At 61.7% G+C, this 14,876-nt stretch carries 11 protein-coding genes; 7 read left to right on the top strand and 4 right to left on the bottom strand.

Translation table 11 applies throughout. The features are described 5' to 3' along the window. Nucleotides 1–84: 84 nt before the first annotated feature. The gene (pyk, locus tag BCL93_RS08105; protein ID WP_112054780.1) at nt 85–1,542 is read right to left on the bottom strand and encodes a pyruvate kinase; all 1,458 of its coding nucleotides are present in this window, start codon (nt 1,540–1,542) and stop codon (nt 85–87) included. 407 nt (nt 1,543–1,949) lie between these two features. Between pyk and topA the strand changes: the two genes are divergently transcribed. The 4 genes from topA to BCL93_RS08085 all read left to right on the top strand — a co-directional run bounded on the left by topA (nt 1,950) and on the right by BCL93_RS08085 (nt 6,058). Continuing rightward, nucleotides 1,950–4,592 carry a type I DNA topoisomerase gene (gene topA, locus BCL93_RS08100; RefSeq protein WP_112054779.1) on the top strand — a complete coding sequence of 881 codons (2,643 nt, stop codon included), beginning with the start codon at nt 1,950–1,952 and terminating at the stop codon, nt 4,590–4,592. Next, on the top strand, nt 4,589–5,050 hold the full coding sequence (locus BCL93_RS08095; protein WP_112054778.1) for a DUF6586 family protein: 462 nt from the start codon (nt 4,589–4,591) through the stop codon (nt 5,048–5,050). The genes topA and BCL93_RS08095 overlap by 4 nt, the downstream gene beginning before the upstream one ends. 242 nt (nt 5,051–5,292) lie before the next feature. Next, nucleotides 5,293–5,529 carry a hypothetical protein gene (locus tag BCL93_RS08090; RefSeq protein WP_092524247.1) on the top strand — a complete coding sequence of 79 codons (237 nt, stop codon included), beginning with the start codon at nt 5,293–5,295 and terminating at the stop codon, nt 5,527–5,529. A gap of 16 nt (nt 5,530–5,545) precedes the next feature. Continuing rightward, nucleotides 5,546–6,058, top strand: a complete 513-nt coding sequence (locus BCL93_RS08085) for an NYN domain-containing protein (RefSeq protein WP_112054777.1) — start codon at nt 5,546–5,548, stop codon at nt 6,056–6,058. 167 nt (nt 6,059–6,225) lie between these two features. Here the strand turns inward: BCL93_RS08085 and BCL93_RS08080 are convergent, their stop codons facing one another. Further along, on the bottom strand, nt 6,226–6,699 hold the full coding sequence (locus BCL93_RS08080) for a potassium channel family protein (RefSeq protein ID WP_112054776.1): 474 nt from the start codon (nt 6,697–6,699) through the stop codon (nt 6,226–6,228). A gap of 232 nt (nt 6,700–6,931) precedes the next feature. Here BCL93_RS08080 and BCL93_RS08075 point away from each other — a divergent pair, with 232 nt between their 5' ends. The 3 genes from BCL93_RS08075 (at nt 6,932) to BCL93_RS08065 (ending at nt 9,704) form a co-directional block, all read left to right on the top strand. Continuing rightward, on the top strand, nt 6,932–8,620 hold the full coding sequence (locus tag BCL93_RS08075; protein WP_181463064.1) for a putative bifunctional diguanylate cyclase/phosphodiesterase: 1,689 nt from the start codon (nt 6,932–6,934) through the stop codon (nt 8,618–8,620). A gap of 37 nt (nt 8,621–8,657) precedes the next feature. Then, entirely contained in the window at nt 8,658–9,236 is a 579-nt protein-coding gene (locus tag BCL93_RS08070; RefSeq protein ID WP_112054774.1) for a L,D-transpeptidase family protein, read from the top strand. Between the two features lie 198 nt (nt 9,237–9,434). Continuing rightward, nucleotides 9,435–9,704 (top strand): Lpp/OprI family alanine-zipper lipoprotein, encoded by a 270-nt coding sequence (locus BCL93_RS08065; protein ID WP_112054773.1) that lies wholly within the window; start codon nt 9,435–9,437, stop codon nt 9,702–9,704. Nucleotides 9,705–9,996: 292 nt separating this feature from the next. On the opposite strand, the gene BCL93_RS08060 is transcribed toward BCL93_RS08065, so the two are convergent. Continuing rightward, the gene (locus BCL93_RS08060) at nt 9,997–11,151 is read right to left on the bottom strand and encodes a L,D-transpeptidase family protein (protein WP_258396130.1); all 1,155 of its coding nucleotides are present in this window, start codon (nt 11,149–11,151) and stop codon (nt 9,997–9,999) included. 37 nt (nt 11,152–11,188) lie between these two features. After that, complete coding sequence (gene mfd, locus BCL93_RS08055) at nt 11,189–14,635, bottom strand: transcription-repair coupling factor (RefSeq protein WP_112054772.1); 3,447 nt, start codon at nt 14,633–14,635, stop codon at nt 11,189–11,191. Nucleotides 14,636–14,876: the final 241 nt, after the last annotated feature.

Below are 14,876 nucleotides of genomic sequence, written 5' to 3'. Positions count from 1 at the left end.
TCTCTGGGCCGTTCTCTTTGGGCCGTTCTATCTGGCGCGTTCTTTGTGGCGCGTTCTTTATGGACTGTCGGTGGTCGACGGCCGTTACTGGACTTCCAGGATCTGCATGGTGTTGGTGCCGCCGTGAGCATTCATGTGCTCGCCGCGAGTCAGGATGGCGTAATCACCGCTCTTGGCGATGCCGCGGTCGGTCAGTTCCTTGATCGCCGCTGCATTCAGCTCGCTGGGGTTCATGTCGCCCGAGTTGAAGTAGAGCGAGACCACGCCACGGTATAGCGCCATGCGGCGCTGGGCGATGGGGCTATGGGCAAACCCGATGATCGGCAGGCCCGAGCGGATGCGCGAGGCGATCAGCGGGGTATAGCCAGTGGCCGTCATGCAGGCGATAGCGGCGACGCCCTTGAGGTGGTTGGCGGCATACATCGCCGACAGGGCCACGGTCTCATCGGTCTTGCTGAACCCTTCGTGGATGCGGTGCCCGGATTCCTGGGCGCTGCGTTCGCGTTCCGCGCCCAGGCAGAGGCGATTCATCGCCTCGATGGTCTCGACTGGATAGTCGCCGGCGGCGGTTTCTGCCGAGAGCATCACCGCGTCGGTGCCGTCGAGCACGGCGTTGGCGACATCGAAGACTTCGGCGCGAGTCGGCAGTGGGGCAGAGATCATCGATTCCATCATCTGGGTCGCGGTGATCACGGCGCGGTTGAGGCTGCGCGCGCGCTTGATCATGCGCTTCTGCACGCCGATCAGCTGTGCATCGCCGATCTCGACGCCCAGGTCGCCACGCGCCACCATCACTGCCTCGGAGGCCAGGATGATGCCGTCCAGGGTTTCGTCATCGGCGACGGCTTCGGCGCGCTCGACCTTGGCGACCAGGCCGATTTCCTTGCCGGCGTCGCCCAGCAGTTCGCGGGCTTCGAGCATGTCGGCGGCAGAGCGTGGGAAGGAAACCGCCAAGTAGTCAACGCCGATGTCGATGGCGGTCTTGAGGTCGGCCCTGTCCTTGTCGGTCAGGGCGGCGGCAGAGAGACCGCCACCCTGCTTGTTGATGCCCTTGTTGTTGGAAAGCTTGCCGCCCACCACCACCTTGGTATGCACCTCGGGGGCGCTGACCTTTTCCACTTCAAGCACCAGGCGGCCATCGTCGAGCAGCAGCATGTCGCCTGCGGCAACGTCTTCTGCCAGCGACTTGTAGTCGCAGCCCACGCGCTTGGCATCGCCGGCGTTGCTGTCCATGGACACGTCCAGCACGAAGGGCTGGCCTTCCTCCAGGTTGACGGCGCCGTCGGCAAAGCGGGCGATGCGGATCTTCGGGCCCTGCAAGTCGCCAAGGGCTGCAACGCTCTTGCCGAGTCGATCGGCAATCTCGCGGACACGGCCCAGGCGCTGGCGATGGTCATCCGCCGAACCGTGAGAGAAGTTCAGTCGTACGACGTCGACACCGGCAGCGATCATCTCCTCGAGCACGCCCTCGCGGTCGCTGGCGGGGCCCAGCGTGGCGACGATCTTGGTGCGGCGGATAGGGCCGTTAAGGGCATTCGACATGCGTCTCTCCTGACGAGTTAGCTTGGCTTACAGTGCTCAATGGCGACCGTGAAGCGGGGCTGATACTAGTGGCGAATTGCCATGTAGTGATTTTACTACATCATAGTACACCACGCTCCCGGCTGGCTGAAAAGCCTGATGGATGCGTTGACATTTCTGCGCTATCCCAACAGGTTTTTTACAGGCTACCGCGACAAGATGACAGCTCGAGTGGCCTTGATAAAGGCGGGTGAAAGCTTGCCGAGGCCCTGTAGCGCGGTCTAGGGTCAGATAGCGAGTCGGTCCGATGACTGGCGCCGCACCAAGCGCTGGGGTAGGGTAGGCGCATTTTTAAGCCGCTAATAGATGTCGGCATACGGATATTGCCTCGGGGCTCCGGGCCCGGGCTGACACTACTTTGGAGTACTATGGGCAAGTCACTGGTCATCGTCGAGTCGCCGGCCAAGGCGAAGACGATCAACAAGTATCTCGGCAACGATTTCATCGTGAAGTCGAGCGTGGGTCATATTCGCGACCTGCCGACCAGCGGCTCGGGTAAGGCATCCAGCGATCCCAAGGAACGCGCTCGCCAGGCGGCCGCGACCCGCAAGATGTCTCCGGACGAGAAGGCGGTCTACAAGAAGCGCAAGGCCTGGGATCAGCTGATCCGGCGGATGGGTATCGACCCCGAGAACGATTGGGAGGCGAACTACGACATCCTTCCCGGTAAGGAAAAGGTGGTCGCCGAGCTCAAGAAGCATGCCGAAAAGGCCGATGCCGTCTATCTCGCGACCGACTTGGACCGCGAAGGGGAAGCCATCGCCTGGCACCTGCAGGAAACCATCGGTGGCGATGCCGGGCGCTATAAGCGCGTGGTCTTCAACGAGATCACCAAGAATGCCATCCAGGAAGCCTTCCAGGACCCCGGCCAGCTCAACATTCCGCGGGTCGAGGCGCAGCAGGCGCGGCGTTTCCTCGATCGGGTGGTCGGCTTCATGCTCTCGCCACTTCTATGGAGCAAGGTCGCCCGCGGCCTGTCCGCCGGTCGTGTCCAGTCGGTGGCGGTACGTCTGATCGTCGAGCGCGAGCGCGAAATTCGCGCCTTCGTGCCCGAAGAGTTCTGGGACGTGCATGCCGATCTCACGGCCGGTGGTGCGAAGGACGGTGCAGAGCCGATTCGCTTCGAGCTGGTCCGTCAGGATGGCAAGCCGTTTCGTCCTACCAGCGAAGCCGAGACCATGGAGCGCATCGCGGCGCTCAGGAAGTCCTCGCTTGCCATTACCGGTCGCGAAGACAAGCCGACACGCTCCAAGCCCAATGCGCCCTTCATCACCTCGACCCTGCAACAGGCCGCCAGCGGCCGCCTGGGTTTCTCGGTGAAGAAGACCATGACCATGGCGCAGCGCCTTTATGAGGCGGGCTACATCACCTACATGCGTACCGACTCGACCAACCTGTCGAAGGATGCGATCGAGTCGGTGCGGGGCCATATCGAAGAGGAGTTTGGCGCGCGCTATCTGCCCGAGTCGCCCAATCGCTATTCGAGCAAAGCCGGCGCCCAGGAAGCGCACGAAGCCATTCGTCCCTCCAACGTGGCCCACAAGGCGACCGACCTGGTAGGCATGGAACGCGACGCGGAGCGTCTCTATGAGCTGATTTGGCGCCAGTTCGTGGCCTGTCAGATGACGCCGGCGGAATACCTGTCGAGCACCTTGACGGTCGAAGTCGATGGCTATGAGCTCAGGGCCAAGGGCCGAGTGCTCAAGTTCGACGGCTATACCCGGGTCATGAAGCCTGCCGGCAAGAAGGAAGAGGATCAGTCGCTTCCCGATCTGGCCGAGGGCACGCCGATGCATCTCGAGGCGCTCGATCCGCAGCAGCACTTCACCAAGCCGCCCGCTCGATTCACCGAGGCGAGCCTGGTCAAGGAGCTCGAGAAACGTGGCATCGGCCGCCCCTCGACCTATGCCGCCATCATCTCGACCATTCAGGACCGCGGCTACGTCAAGCTCGAAAGCCGGCGCTTCTACGCCGAGAAGCTTGGCGACATCGTCACCGAGCGGCTCAGCGAGTCCTTCCCGGACCTGATGGATTTCTCCTTCACGGCCCGCATGGAAGACAACCTCGATGAGGTGGCCGAAGGCGAGCGCAACTGGCGCGAGTTGCTCAATGCCTTCTACGGCGAGTTCCGTAAGGAACTCGAAGTGGCCGAGAGCGAAGAGGGCATGCGGCCCAATCAGCCGGTGCCCACCGATATCGACTGTCCGACCTGCGGGCGCAAGATGCAGATTCGCACCGCCTCGACCGGCGTCTTCCTGGGCTGCTCGGGCTACAACCTCCCGCCCAAGGAGCGCTGCAAGACCACTATCGATCTGATTCCCGGCGATGAGGCCGTGGCCGCCGATGCCGGTGATGAGGCGGAAACCGATGCGCTGCGCGCCAAACACCGCTGCGACATCTGTGGCACGGCCATGGACAGCTATCTGATCGACGAGACCCGCAAGCTGCACATCTGCGGCAACAGCCCTGACTGTGGCGGCTATGAGATCGAGCAGGGCCACTTCAAGATCAAGGGCTACGAAGGCCCGGTCATCGAGTGCGACAAGTGCGGTGCCGAGATGCAGCTCAAGAGTGGGCGGTTCGGCAAGTACTTCGGCTGTACCAGCGATACCTGCAAGAATACCCGCAAGCTCTTGAAGAGCGGTGAAGTGGCGCCGCCCAAGATGGATCCCATTCCGATGCCGGAACTGGCCTGCCAGAAGGTCGAGGACCATTATGTGCTGCGCGACGGCGCCAGCGGGCTCTTCCTGGCCGCCAGCCAGTTTCCCAAGAATCGCGAAACGCGCCCGCCGCTGGTGCGCGAGCTCAAGGCCCATGCCGAGGAACTCCCAGAGAAGTATCACTTCCTGCTCAAGGCACCCAGCGAGGACCCGGACGGGCGTCCGACCCAGATTCGCTTCTCGCGCAAGACCAAGTCGCAATTCGTGATGACCGACGAGGAAGGCAAGGCCACCGGCTGGAAGGCCACCTTCGATGCAGGCAAGTGGCAGGTCGAGGACAAGCGCAAATGACCCCGAGCGGCCGTACGAATCAACTTCTCTACCAGGCCGAACTGCTATTGGCAGTGCCGGCAGGAGATGACGAGCATGCCGTGTCGCGTCGCATGGCCGTTGAAGAGGGGGCGCTTGCGCTCCTCGAGCTGGCGCTGAACTCGGCCCTGCGAGAGCTGACCGAGCATGCCAGGCTTCCCCGCCATGACTGGAGGGAGCTATTGGTTACCGATGCCCGGCCAGTGGCAGAGCTTACCCAGCTTGCCGAGCTTGCGACTCAGCCGGATAGCTGGCTTGCCTGGCTGCTGAGCCGCCTCGAGACGCTGCACGGCGTGGATGGCGCGGCGCGGCGCGAGGAGGCGAATCCGATGACCATCGCGGTGGCCGGGCAGCGTCTCCTGGGCGAAGAGCTCTCTGGCTGTCTCGTCGAGTTCAAGACCACCTTGGCGCGGCTAAGGGAAACCAGCGTCGAGTGGTAAAGGCGTTCACGGTGGCACTCATCCGCCGAATAAGCGGCGCTTCTTATACGGCGCTTCTTATACGGCGCTTCTTATACGGCGCTTCTTATACGGCGCTTCTTAGCTCAGTGCTTCAGCGCGACAGGCGGAATCTCAGATGACGTCTCGGCCCCTATGATGGTAATCTAGGCCCATCGACAACGACCATGGATGATCGCCGTGGTCGTTTTTTATTGCCCCATTAGCTGGAGGGTCCATCCAGAATGTCCGATACCGCTGTTCTGGAAATCGTCGAACTCAACGACGGTGAGATCGTGCTGCGCCACGCCGAGGGCGAAGGCGAGCCGCTGCTGCGCATCAACTTTTCCGAGGAAGCCGGCGAGCTGCTGCGCCAGAGCCGTTTCGAAGTCGCGCGCGAGATGATCGACCATGCCATCACTCGCAGCAAACTATGGCAGGAAGAAAGCGAAGAGCTGGAAGTCCCCGCCACGATGCACTGAAGAATGAGGGCCGCCAATGGCCGCATCGTCAGGCGACGCGCCTCGCGTCGCCGTTTTTGTAGACGTGCAAAACGTCTACTACACCACTCGCCAGGCCTTCGGGCGCCACTTCGACTATCACGCCTTCTGGGCGCGTCTCACCGCGCTTGGCGAAGTGGTGATCGCCAATGCCTATGCGGTCGACCGTGGCGATGCCCGGCAGCGTCAGTTTCAGGGCATCCTGCGCAACATCGGCTTCGACGTGAAGCTCAAGCCCTTCATTCAGCGCCGGGATGGCTCCGCCAAGGGCGATTGGGACGTGGGTATCGCACTCGACGCCATCGAGGCGGCCGCCCATGTCGAGCATGTCGTGCTGGTGTCCGGTGACGGCGACTTCGACCTGCTGGTTAGCCGCATGCGCGAGCGTCACGGCGTAAGCGTCGATGTCTACGGCGTGCCAGCCTTGACGGCGGATACGCTGATTCAGGCCGCCACGACCTTCGTGGCTATCGATAGCGACCTGCTGTTGGGCGCTCCGGGATCGCGCTGAGCTGGCCTGCAAGGTCCCTTGTGCGAGAACTCGCCCTGTAAGCACTTATCCAGTAAGAACTCACCCAGTAAGAACTCTTGAGCAATGGCCATGCTGCATGTGCAGCGCCTATGCGGGCGGCCGTCAAGGGGAGGCGACCGACCGGTTGGCCAGCTAGCCGCAACGCCCTAGTCGTTGTGGTTGGTGCGCCAGTGCTTCTGCATTTCCAAAAACGTCAGTGATGCCGACCAGGTGATCAGCACGAAGCCGGTCAGTGCCTCTGTGCCCATCACGAAGCGGATGGGGCCGGTGGGCACCATGTCGCCATAGCCCAGGGTGGTGAAATTGGTCGCCGAAAGGTAGACGAAATCCAGGAACCGTGGGGCGTTGATGCCGATGACGTCGCCGGTGCTGGGAATCTGCAGCAGTAAGCTCATGGCGGCGGCGAAGGCCCAGATCTCGGCAATGTGTGTCAAGAGAAGGCCGAAGATCAGCGTCAGGAAGCGCTGGCGCTGCGAGCGGGTGGAGCGCTCCATCCGGCGACTCAGGGCCATCGATACCTCGTAGTGCAGCAGCACGCACAGCACAACGGTCAGCAGGGTCGCCAGCACCACCATCAGGTATCCAGGGGCAAGCAAAGCATCCAGCAAGGTGAACTCCATCTCGTCTCCGAGCTAGATGCTCGGAATTGGCCATAGCCTACACCCTGGGCGCTTCCGGCACGACCTGTGCGGCCATGCCGGACTCCGAGACGTTCCGTGATTAAAGTTCAGATTAGAAGTTGTCGATATCCAGTATGACCCTCGCATGTTTGGTGGCTAGTCGTCGCCAGTGGGGGGCTGTTCCAGGCCAAAAGAGCGACAAGGAATGTCTCAATCAATACTGCCTCATCAGATGACACGCCCAGCCAGTATCCATAAGCAATGGCTCGAATTGTCGGCAACAGCACAGCATGCTTTGCGGCTGACGGTCTTGGCGGTATTGGTGGCTGTGGGGTGGCTGATTGTCTATTTCACCGGTGGCACGGCCTACGCTTATCCTTATCTGATGTTAATCCCGGTGATCCTCGCAGCGGCCTGGTATCAGCTCGCGGGCGCCCTGGTGAGTGCCTGTGCGGTGAGCCTGTTATTGGCTTTCATGCCATTGGATGTCGCCACCAGCGAACTCCAGACGCCTGCGAACTGGCTGGTTCGTCTGGGGCTCTATCTGGTGCTGGGTGGAGTAGCGGGCGTTATGTTTCAGCGCTTGCACTCGGCCAAGAGGCACTCCCTTCATGCGTCTTACATCGACTCGCGATCTGGGCTGCCCAACTATCTAGCCCTTGAAGAGGACTTGAGCAAAGGTTTGGAAGGGAATTCGGGACAGGCTCTCGGGTTGATGGTGGTGAGGATCACCGACATCGTCGATTTGCTGGAGACGCTCGGTGCCGATGCGTCCGATGAACTGGTGTCGGCGATCGGCCAGCGACTGGGTCGTGTGGTGAATGGCCGGGCTAGAATCTACCGGTTCAACGGGCCTGAATTGATGGTGCTGCTCAACAGTGCGGACCATGAGGTGCTCGCGAAGGTGGCGCAAGACGTGCTGAGTGCAGGCGAAGAAAACCTGGTGATTCAGCAGATGCCAATGCGAGCGCAGCTAATACTCGGATACACGCTGTCGACGCCAGGCACCCAGAATGCGCGCCAGCTGATTCATGAAGCGCGGGTGGCCATGTTTGAGGCCTCCAATCAGCAACGGAGTTGCAGCGCCTATGTGCCGGCCTACCGCAAGCGGACGATGCAGGCGATATGGCTGATCTCCCGGGTGCGTCACGGTCTGGAAAACAATCAGTTCGAGCTCCACTTTCAGCCCAAGATATCTCTGGCGGATAATAGCGTCTGTGGCTGCGAGGGGCTGATTCGCTGGCGACAGGAGGATGGTCAACTGATCTATCCCGGGCACTTCATGCCCAAGGTCGAGAAAACCACCTTGATTACGCCGGTAACCCGCTTTGTCACCGAGCAGGCGCTGACCATGGCAGCTCACGTGCCAGGCGGGGTCAGCATCAATGTGTCGGCGCGCAACCTTCTTGATAACGACTTCATCGAAATGCTGAGGGCGTTGATCAGTCAGGAGGCGGTGCCTGCCTCGCGGCTGGAGGTCGAGATCACCGAGAGTGCCCTCATGGCTGACATCAAGGATGGCAGCCGGTCGATCCGCGCCATTCGTGACCTGGGCGTGGGCGTTAGTATCGATGACTTTGGCACCGGCTTTTCTTCTTTTCAGTATCTGCGCCACCTGCCCCTGAGCGGCCTAAAGCTCGATCGTGTTTTTGTCATGGATCTGGAAAGTGACGTCCATGCGCGCAAGTTGTTGGGCTGCATGATCGATATGGGCCATGCCCTTGGGTTGGTCGTGACGGCCGAAGGCGTGGAAACGCGCGGGCAGCACGACATTCTTGTCCAGTTGGGCTGCGATCAGGCTCAGGGGTTCCTGTATTCGCCGGCACTGCCCATTGGCGATTATGAGCGCTGGTGTGATGATTTCATGCACAGCGACCGGTCGGCGTTGTCATTGGCGGTAGAATCCGGTAGAACCCTCTGATTCCGGTTCTTCAGCCATTCGTATCACGAGCCTCCTTATGCCCCGATTGATTTTCCTCCTTGCTCTGATGCTGCTGCCGCTCAGCACTGCCTTGGGGGCCACGCAGAGCCCGGTGTTTCTGAACCCCGGGCCACATGAACTTTGGCTTCTGATTGACCAATCCTCGTCGAGTCTACGCATCTATCGCGGCGAGCAGATGCTCGAGCGATTCGCGCCGGTATCGGTGGGGCGGGGCGGCGTGAAGCGGCTTCGTCACCAGGGTGACAGCTCGACCCCGTCAGGTGTGTTTCACATCAACCGCGTCAAGTTTGACAGTGATTTTCACATTTTCCTGGGGATTGACTTTCCCACCGCAGAGCATGCCCGTGAAGCATGGGAAGCCGGTATGATGACGGCTCGTGAATATGGTGACTTCATGAGCGATCTTCGTCGAACGGGAGAGCCCCCGCAGAATACTGTGCTGGGCGGCTATATCGGTATCCATGGTCTTGGGGAGGCGGATCCCGAGATTCATCGCCGTTTCAACTGGACGCAGGGTTGTGTGGCCGTCACCAATTCGCAAATTGACCACCTTGCCGACATGGTGACCATTGGCACGCGCGTAGTGATCCGCTAATCTTCATGAGCGGAAGTCGCTGTTCTTCTGTATAGACAACAAGTTGTGTCTATAATGAAATGGCGATTGACCTAACGGCTCTGGCTTGCCAAAGTCGACCTGTCGCGGCAGCGCCCTGCATCGAATAGAAACGAGCAGGGGCCTGAGCAAGATCAGGTATGCCCGATCGAACCAAGGAAGACCCTCAAGGAGAACACCATGTCGAAGTCCATCACTAACACCCTGAAGCTGACTGCCGCTGCTGCCTCTCTGGCCGTGTTGGCCGGTTGTGCCTCTACCGGTGCTCTGGAAGAAGTACGTACGACTGCGCAGGAAGCCAAGGCGGATGCCGCTCAGGCCAACAGCACTGCTAACCGTGCACTGAACACTGCCAACCAAGCCCAGCGCGACGCCCAGGCTGCCATGCAGATGGCCCAGGAAAACCGTCAGGCTATGGACCGCATGTTCGAGCGCTCCATGCGCAAGTAAGCATGCAGTCGCAGAACGGGGCCGCTTAGGCGACTCCGTTTGTAACGCAAAGGCCCTGCCATCTGACAGGGCCTTTGTCGTTTCTGGGCGTAAAAGATCACTCAGTACGCCTGTAGGGCCGGCGGCAGTCGAATGTGCCCGTTCATCCTGTTAGTCGTCATCACGTTAGCCGTCATCGCGTCGGTCAGCGGCGCTGGCGGTGAATAAAAAGCCTCGCACTCAGCGGGGCCATCAGTCATATCACATGCGCTTTGGGGCAAGGCTGCGCCTCTGGCGGCCTTGCCCGGTAGCGTTAACTCTGCTCGAGCAGAGCCTGTGCCGCTTGCACATCCACGCTCGTCTCGGCTGCAATCAGCTCCAGGCGGTCGTAGAGCGTCTTGCGCTGACGCTCGTGCTCGGGAGGAGTGGTGTATTCCAGCGCCACCGGCAGGCCGCCGGGCACTTCGACCACGTCGCGCAGGCGAGCATAGTCGACAGGGTAGTCGAGCCCTTCCACGGCCTCGTCTACCTGGGACAGCGCATTGGTGATGCGCTCGACGGTGGTGCCGTCCTCTTCATCCAGGTACGGGTAAGCCTGTACGTAAAGCGTGCCCTCAGACCAGCCCAGCTTGAAGGGCTCGTTGATCAGGCGGACCTTGGTGCCGACGTCGACCTTCTCGAAGAGCGCTTCCACGTCTTCCGGCAGCATGCGAATGCAGCCATGGGTGACGCGCATGCCGATACCGTCCGGACGATTGGTGCCGTGAATCAGATAGCCCGGGATGTTGAGGCGCATCTTGCGCGAGCCCAAGGGGTTGTCAGGGCCCGCAGGTACCACGCTTGGCAGATTGCCGCGGCCGTCCTCGGCATGCTCCTTGATGATCGACTGGGGCGGATACCAAGCAGGGTTCTTGATCATCTGGGTGATCGAGGTGGTGCCCAGCGGCGTCTTCCAGTCCATCCGGCCCACGCTCACCGGGTAGGTTTCGACGTGGGGTGTCTCGCCGTCCTTGGGCTTCGGGAAGAAGTAGATGCGCATTTCGGCAACATTCACCACGACGCCTTCGCGGGGACCGGGCGGCAGGATGAAGCGTGAAGGAATCACCAGCTCGGTGCCTTCTCCGGGGTACCAGACGTTGACGTCCGGATTGGCACGGCGCATTTCTTCATAGCCAATGCCATGTTCCCGGCCGATGTCGAGCAGAGTGTCCGACTTCTCGGCGATCACCGTGCTGGTCTCACCGACAATGTCACCCTCTTCAGGCAGCGGATAGTGACCCTGAGGCCATTCAGCCTCGCTGGCGGCCTTTTCGCTTGCCGCTTCGCTAGCGGCTGGCTCATCAGAGGCCTGGGCGTTAAATGCCAGCAGCGCCAGCGGCAGAGCCATCAGTACGCTTGCCAGCGTCAGTCGCCAGTGGGCGGTGCGCTCTGGTCCTGCGGCGCCGGGGTGGTGTGATCTTGCCATCATTACGTTGCTCATCATGATTTCGGCCGGGCAGGAGTGCCTAGGCCGCCTCAGTCTTGCGGTTGAGTCGTTCGAGCAGGCCTTCCACCGCTTGGAAGCGGGCCTCCTCATTGGCCATATCGGCCTCGAAGCGCAGGGTGTCGGCGCCGTCGAGGCGATAGTGGACGGGATCCTTCTGGATCAGCGTGACCAGGGTCATCGGGTCGACCGCGGTACCTGAGCCAAAGACGACCCGTCCACGTTGTTCGCCGGCTTCAAGCCGGGTGATGCCTAGCTGTTCTGCTCGATGACGTAACCGCGTCTGGCGCAGCAGGGTCTTGAGCGGTGCCGGCAGCAAGCCGAAGCGGTCGATCAGTTCTACCTGAAGTTCCTTGAGCTCGGCGGCGGTTTCGGCGCTGGCGATGCGTTTATACATCACCAGGCGCTGCTGCACATCATGCAGGTAGTCATCGGGGATCAGCGCTGGCAGATTGAGCTTGATCTCCACGCCGTCGTCCAGCGGCGCCTCGATATTGGGGGTCTTGCCGGCGCGAATGGCCTTCACGGCCCGGTCCAGCATCTGCATGTACAGGCTGTAGCCGATGGTCTCGATCTGGCCGCTCTGCTCATCGCCGAGCAGTTCGCCCGCACCGCGGATCTCCATGTCGTGACTGGCCAGCGTGAAGCCAGCGCCCAGATCCTCCGCCTCGCTGATCGCCTCCAGGCGCTTGATGGCATCCTTGGTCATATTACGCGGCGGCGGCGTCAGCAGGTAGGCGTAAGCCTGATGATGGCTGCGCCCGACTCGGCCGCGCAGCTGGTGCAGCTGCGCCAGGCCGAACTTGTCGGCCCGCTCGATGACGATGGTATTGGCGCTGGGAACATCGATGCCGGTCTCGATGATCGTCGAGCAAACCAGCACATTGAAGCGCTTGTGGTAGAAATCCGACATCACCCGCTCCAAGCTTCGTTCGGGCAGCTGGCCGTGTGCGACACCGACCCTGGCCTCGGGCACCAATTCGCGGACATGCTCGGCGGTGGTCTCGATGGTCTTGACCTCATTGTGCAGCACATAGACCTGACCGCCGCGCAGAATCTCGCGCAGGATGGCTTCCTTGATCACCGGCTCGTTGCGCTGCTGGACGAAGGTCTTCACCGACAGGCGCTTGGCCGGCGGTGTGGCGATGATCGACAGGTCGCGCATGCCGCTCATGGCCATGTTGAGTGTCCGCGGGATGGGCGTGGCGGTGAGCGTCAGAATATCGACCTCAGCGCGCAGACTCTTGAGGCGTTCCTTCTGGGATACCCCGAAACGATGCTCCTCGTCGATGACCAGCAACCCCATCTTGGGCAGCTTCATGCTCTTGGACAGCAATTTGTGGGTTCCGATCACGATATCGGCGCGTCCTTCCTGAATGCGCTCCAGGGTCTTGTCCTGGCTCTTGCCGCCGGTGAAGCGGGAGATCAGTTCGATCTGCACCGCCGTATCGGCGAAGCGGTCGCGGAAGTTGTCGTAGTGCTGCTGAGCGAGCAGGGTGGTGGGCACTAGTACCACCACCTGGCGACCCGCATTGACGGCCAGGAAGGCGGCGCGCATGGCGACTTCGGTCTTACCGAAGCCGACGTCGCCGCAGACCACGCGATCCATCGGGCGCGGGGCGGTCATGTCGCCGATCACCGCCTCGATGGCGGCGCGCTGATCCGGGGTTTCCTCGAAGGGGAAGCTGGCGGCAAAGCGGGCATATTCGGCTTCCGGCAGGTCGCAGGCGAAGCCTTCTCGTGCCTCGCGACGCGCGTAGACGTCGAGCAGTTCCGCTGCGGTGTCGCGAACCTTCTCGGCGGCCTTCTTTCTGGCCTTTTCCCACTGATCGGAACCCAGCTTGTGCAGCGGGGCCAGTTCATCGCTGGCGCCTGCGTAGCGGGAGATCAGGTGCAGGCTGTCGACCGGCACGTAGAGGCGGGCGCCATCGGCGTACTCCAGCGCCATGAATTCGGCGGCCTGGCCCCCGGCCTCGATCGTCTCCAGTCCCAGGTAGCGACCGACACCATGCGCGTGGTGGACCACCGGAGAACCGGGATGCAGTTCGGAGAGATGACGTATCGCCAGTTCGCTGTCGTCGGTGGCCTTTTCGCGGCGGCGACTCTGGCGCACCACCTCACCATAGAGCTCGGTCTCGGTGATGACCGCAATCCCTGGCTCATCGATGGCGAGGCCCGCATCCAGGGCGCCTTCAGTAATCGCTCGCTGGTGATCGGTGGCGAGGAAATCCTCCCAGCCATCGACATGGGGCAGGCGCAGCCCCAGGGGGGCGAGCGTCTCCTCCAGTGCTTCGCGACGACCACGGGACTCGGCAACGAACAGCATCCGTGTCTTCGGTTCAGCTTCAAGATACCGCGACAGGGCGGCCAGCGGCTGCTGGGCGCGCGCATTGACGGTCACCGAGGGCGGAAGCGAAGCGTTGCTGAGCCGCGCATGCGGATGTTCTTCGCTGACCAGTTGCACCCGAGGCGACTGCTTGATGGCCGCAAAGACCTCGGCCACCGGCACGAAGGCTCGGTGAGGAGGTAGCAGCGGGCGTGTGGGGTCGACCCCCAGGTTCTCGTAGCGGCTCTCGATCGACGCCCAGTGATGCTCGGCGGCCTCGAAGACGTCAGGCAGCAGGGCTACCCGTGCGCCTTCCACCATATGATCGAAGAGGGTGGCGGTTTCTTCGAAAAACAGCGGCAGGTACTGCTCGAGGCCGGGAGAAGGAATCGCCTTGAGGGCGTCGTTGTAGAGCGGGCACTGACGCGGATCGACGTCGAACAGTGTCTCGAAGCCTTCGCGGAAGCAGGCAATGGCCGAGCGGGTCAGCGGATACTCGTGGGCCGGCAGCAGTTCGACGGCCTCGACCTTATCTTCGCTACGCTGGGTGTCCGGGTTGAAGTGACGCAGGGTGTCGAGTTCGTTGTCGAACAGGTCCAGGCGCAGCGGCGCATCGCTGCCCATCGGGAAAAGATCGATCAGGGCGCCGCGCAAGGCGTACTCGCCGGGTTCGTAGACGGTTTCCACCGCTCGATAACCGGCCCTGGAAAGCGTGTCACGAAAGGCCTCGCGATCGATCGTCATGCCGACCTTGAGCGTCAACACCTGGCCGGCGATGTACTCGGTAGGCGGAAGGCGCTGCATCAGGGTGTTGATCGGCACGATCACGATGCCTTCGCTGGCCTGCTGCAGGCCCCTTAGCGTGCGAAGGCGTGACGAGACGATGTCCTGATGGGGGGAGAAGCTGTCGTAGGGCAGGGTCTCCCAGTCGGGGAAGGGCATGACCGGCACCTTGGCGAAGAAGCGCAGATCGTCTTCCAGGCGCTGGGCACTGGCGGTGTCGGCGGTGATGATCATCAAGGGCGCATCATCGGCCAGCCGCGCCAGGGCAAGCGGTGAGGCGCTGCCTTGCGGGGCCTGCCAATAGAGCGTATCGCGCACTCCTTGTGGGCGAGGCGGGTCGAGCGGTGAAAAATGCGGCATGGTGTCGTCTTGATGGCAACCGGAATGGGTGAAGGCGCGTGGAACGCGTCCATAGGCGCTCCACTCTAGCGGGCCAGGCGCCACTTCGGAAGGGGAGTCGGCCACCTGCCTATTTCAGGTTTGTAGTCAAGTCGCCATTCCTGTAATTGCCTTACAGCGCCTGCGACTATCCAGTAATTGCGGTCATTGCCGCCGACTCGGATAATGCCTCCATCTTTTTGTCGATACGTCTTTCGTATCG

The sequence above is a fragment of the Onishia taeanensis genome (assembly GCF_003268885.1).
In the GTDB taxonomy this organism is placed as follows: domain Bacteria; phylum Pseudomonadota; class Gammaproteobacteria; order Pseudomonadales; family Halomonadaceae; genus Onishia; species Onishia taeanensis_A.
The sequence above is the reverse complement of the archived record's forward strand: the minus strand, read 5'-3'. Positions and strand labels throughout refer to the sequence as shown.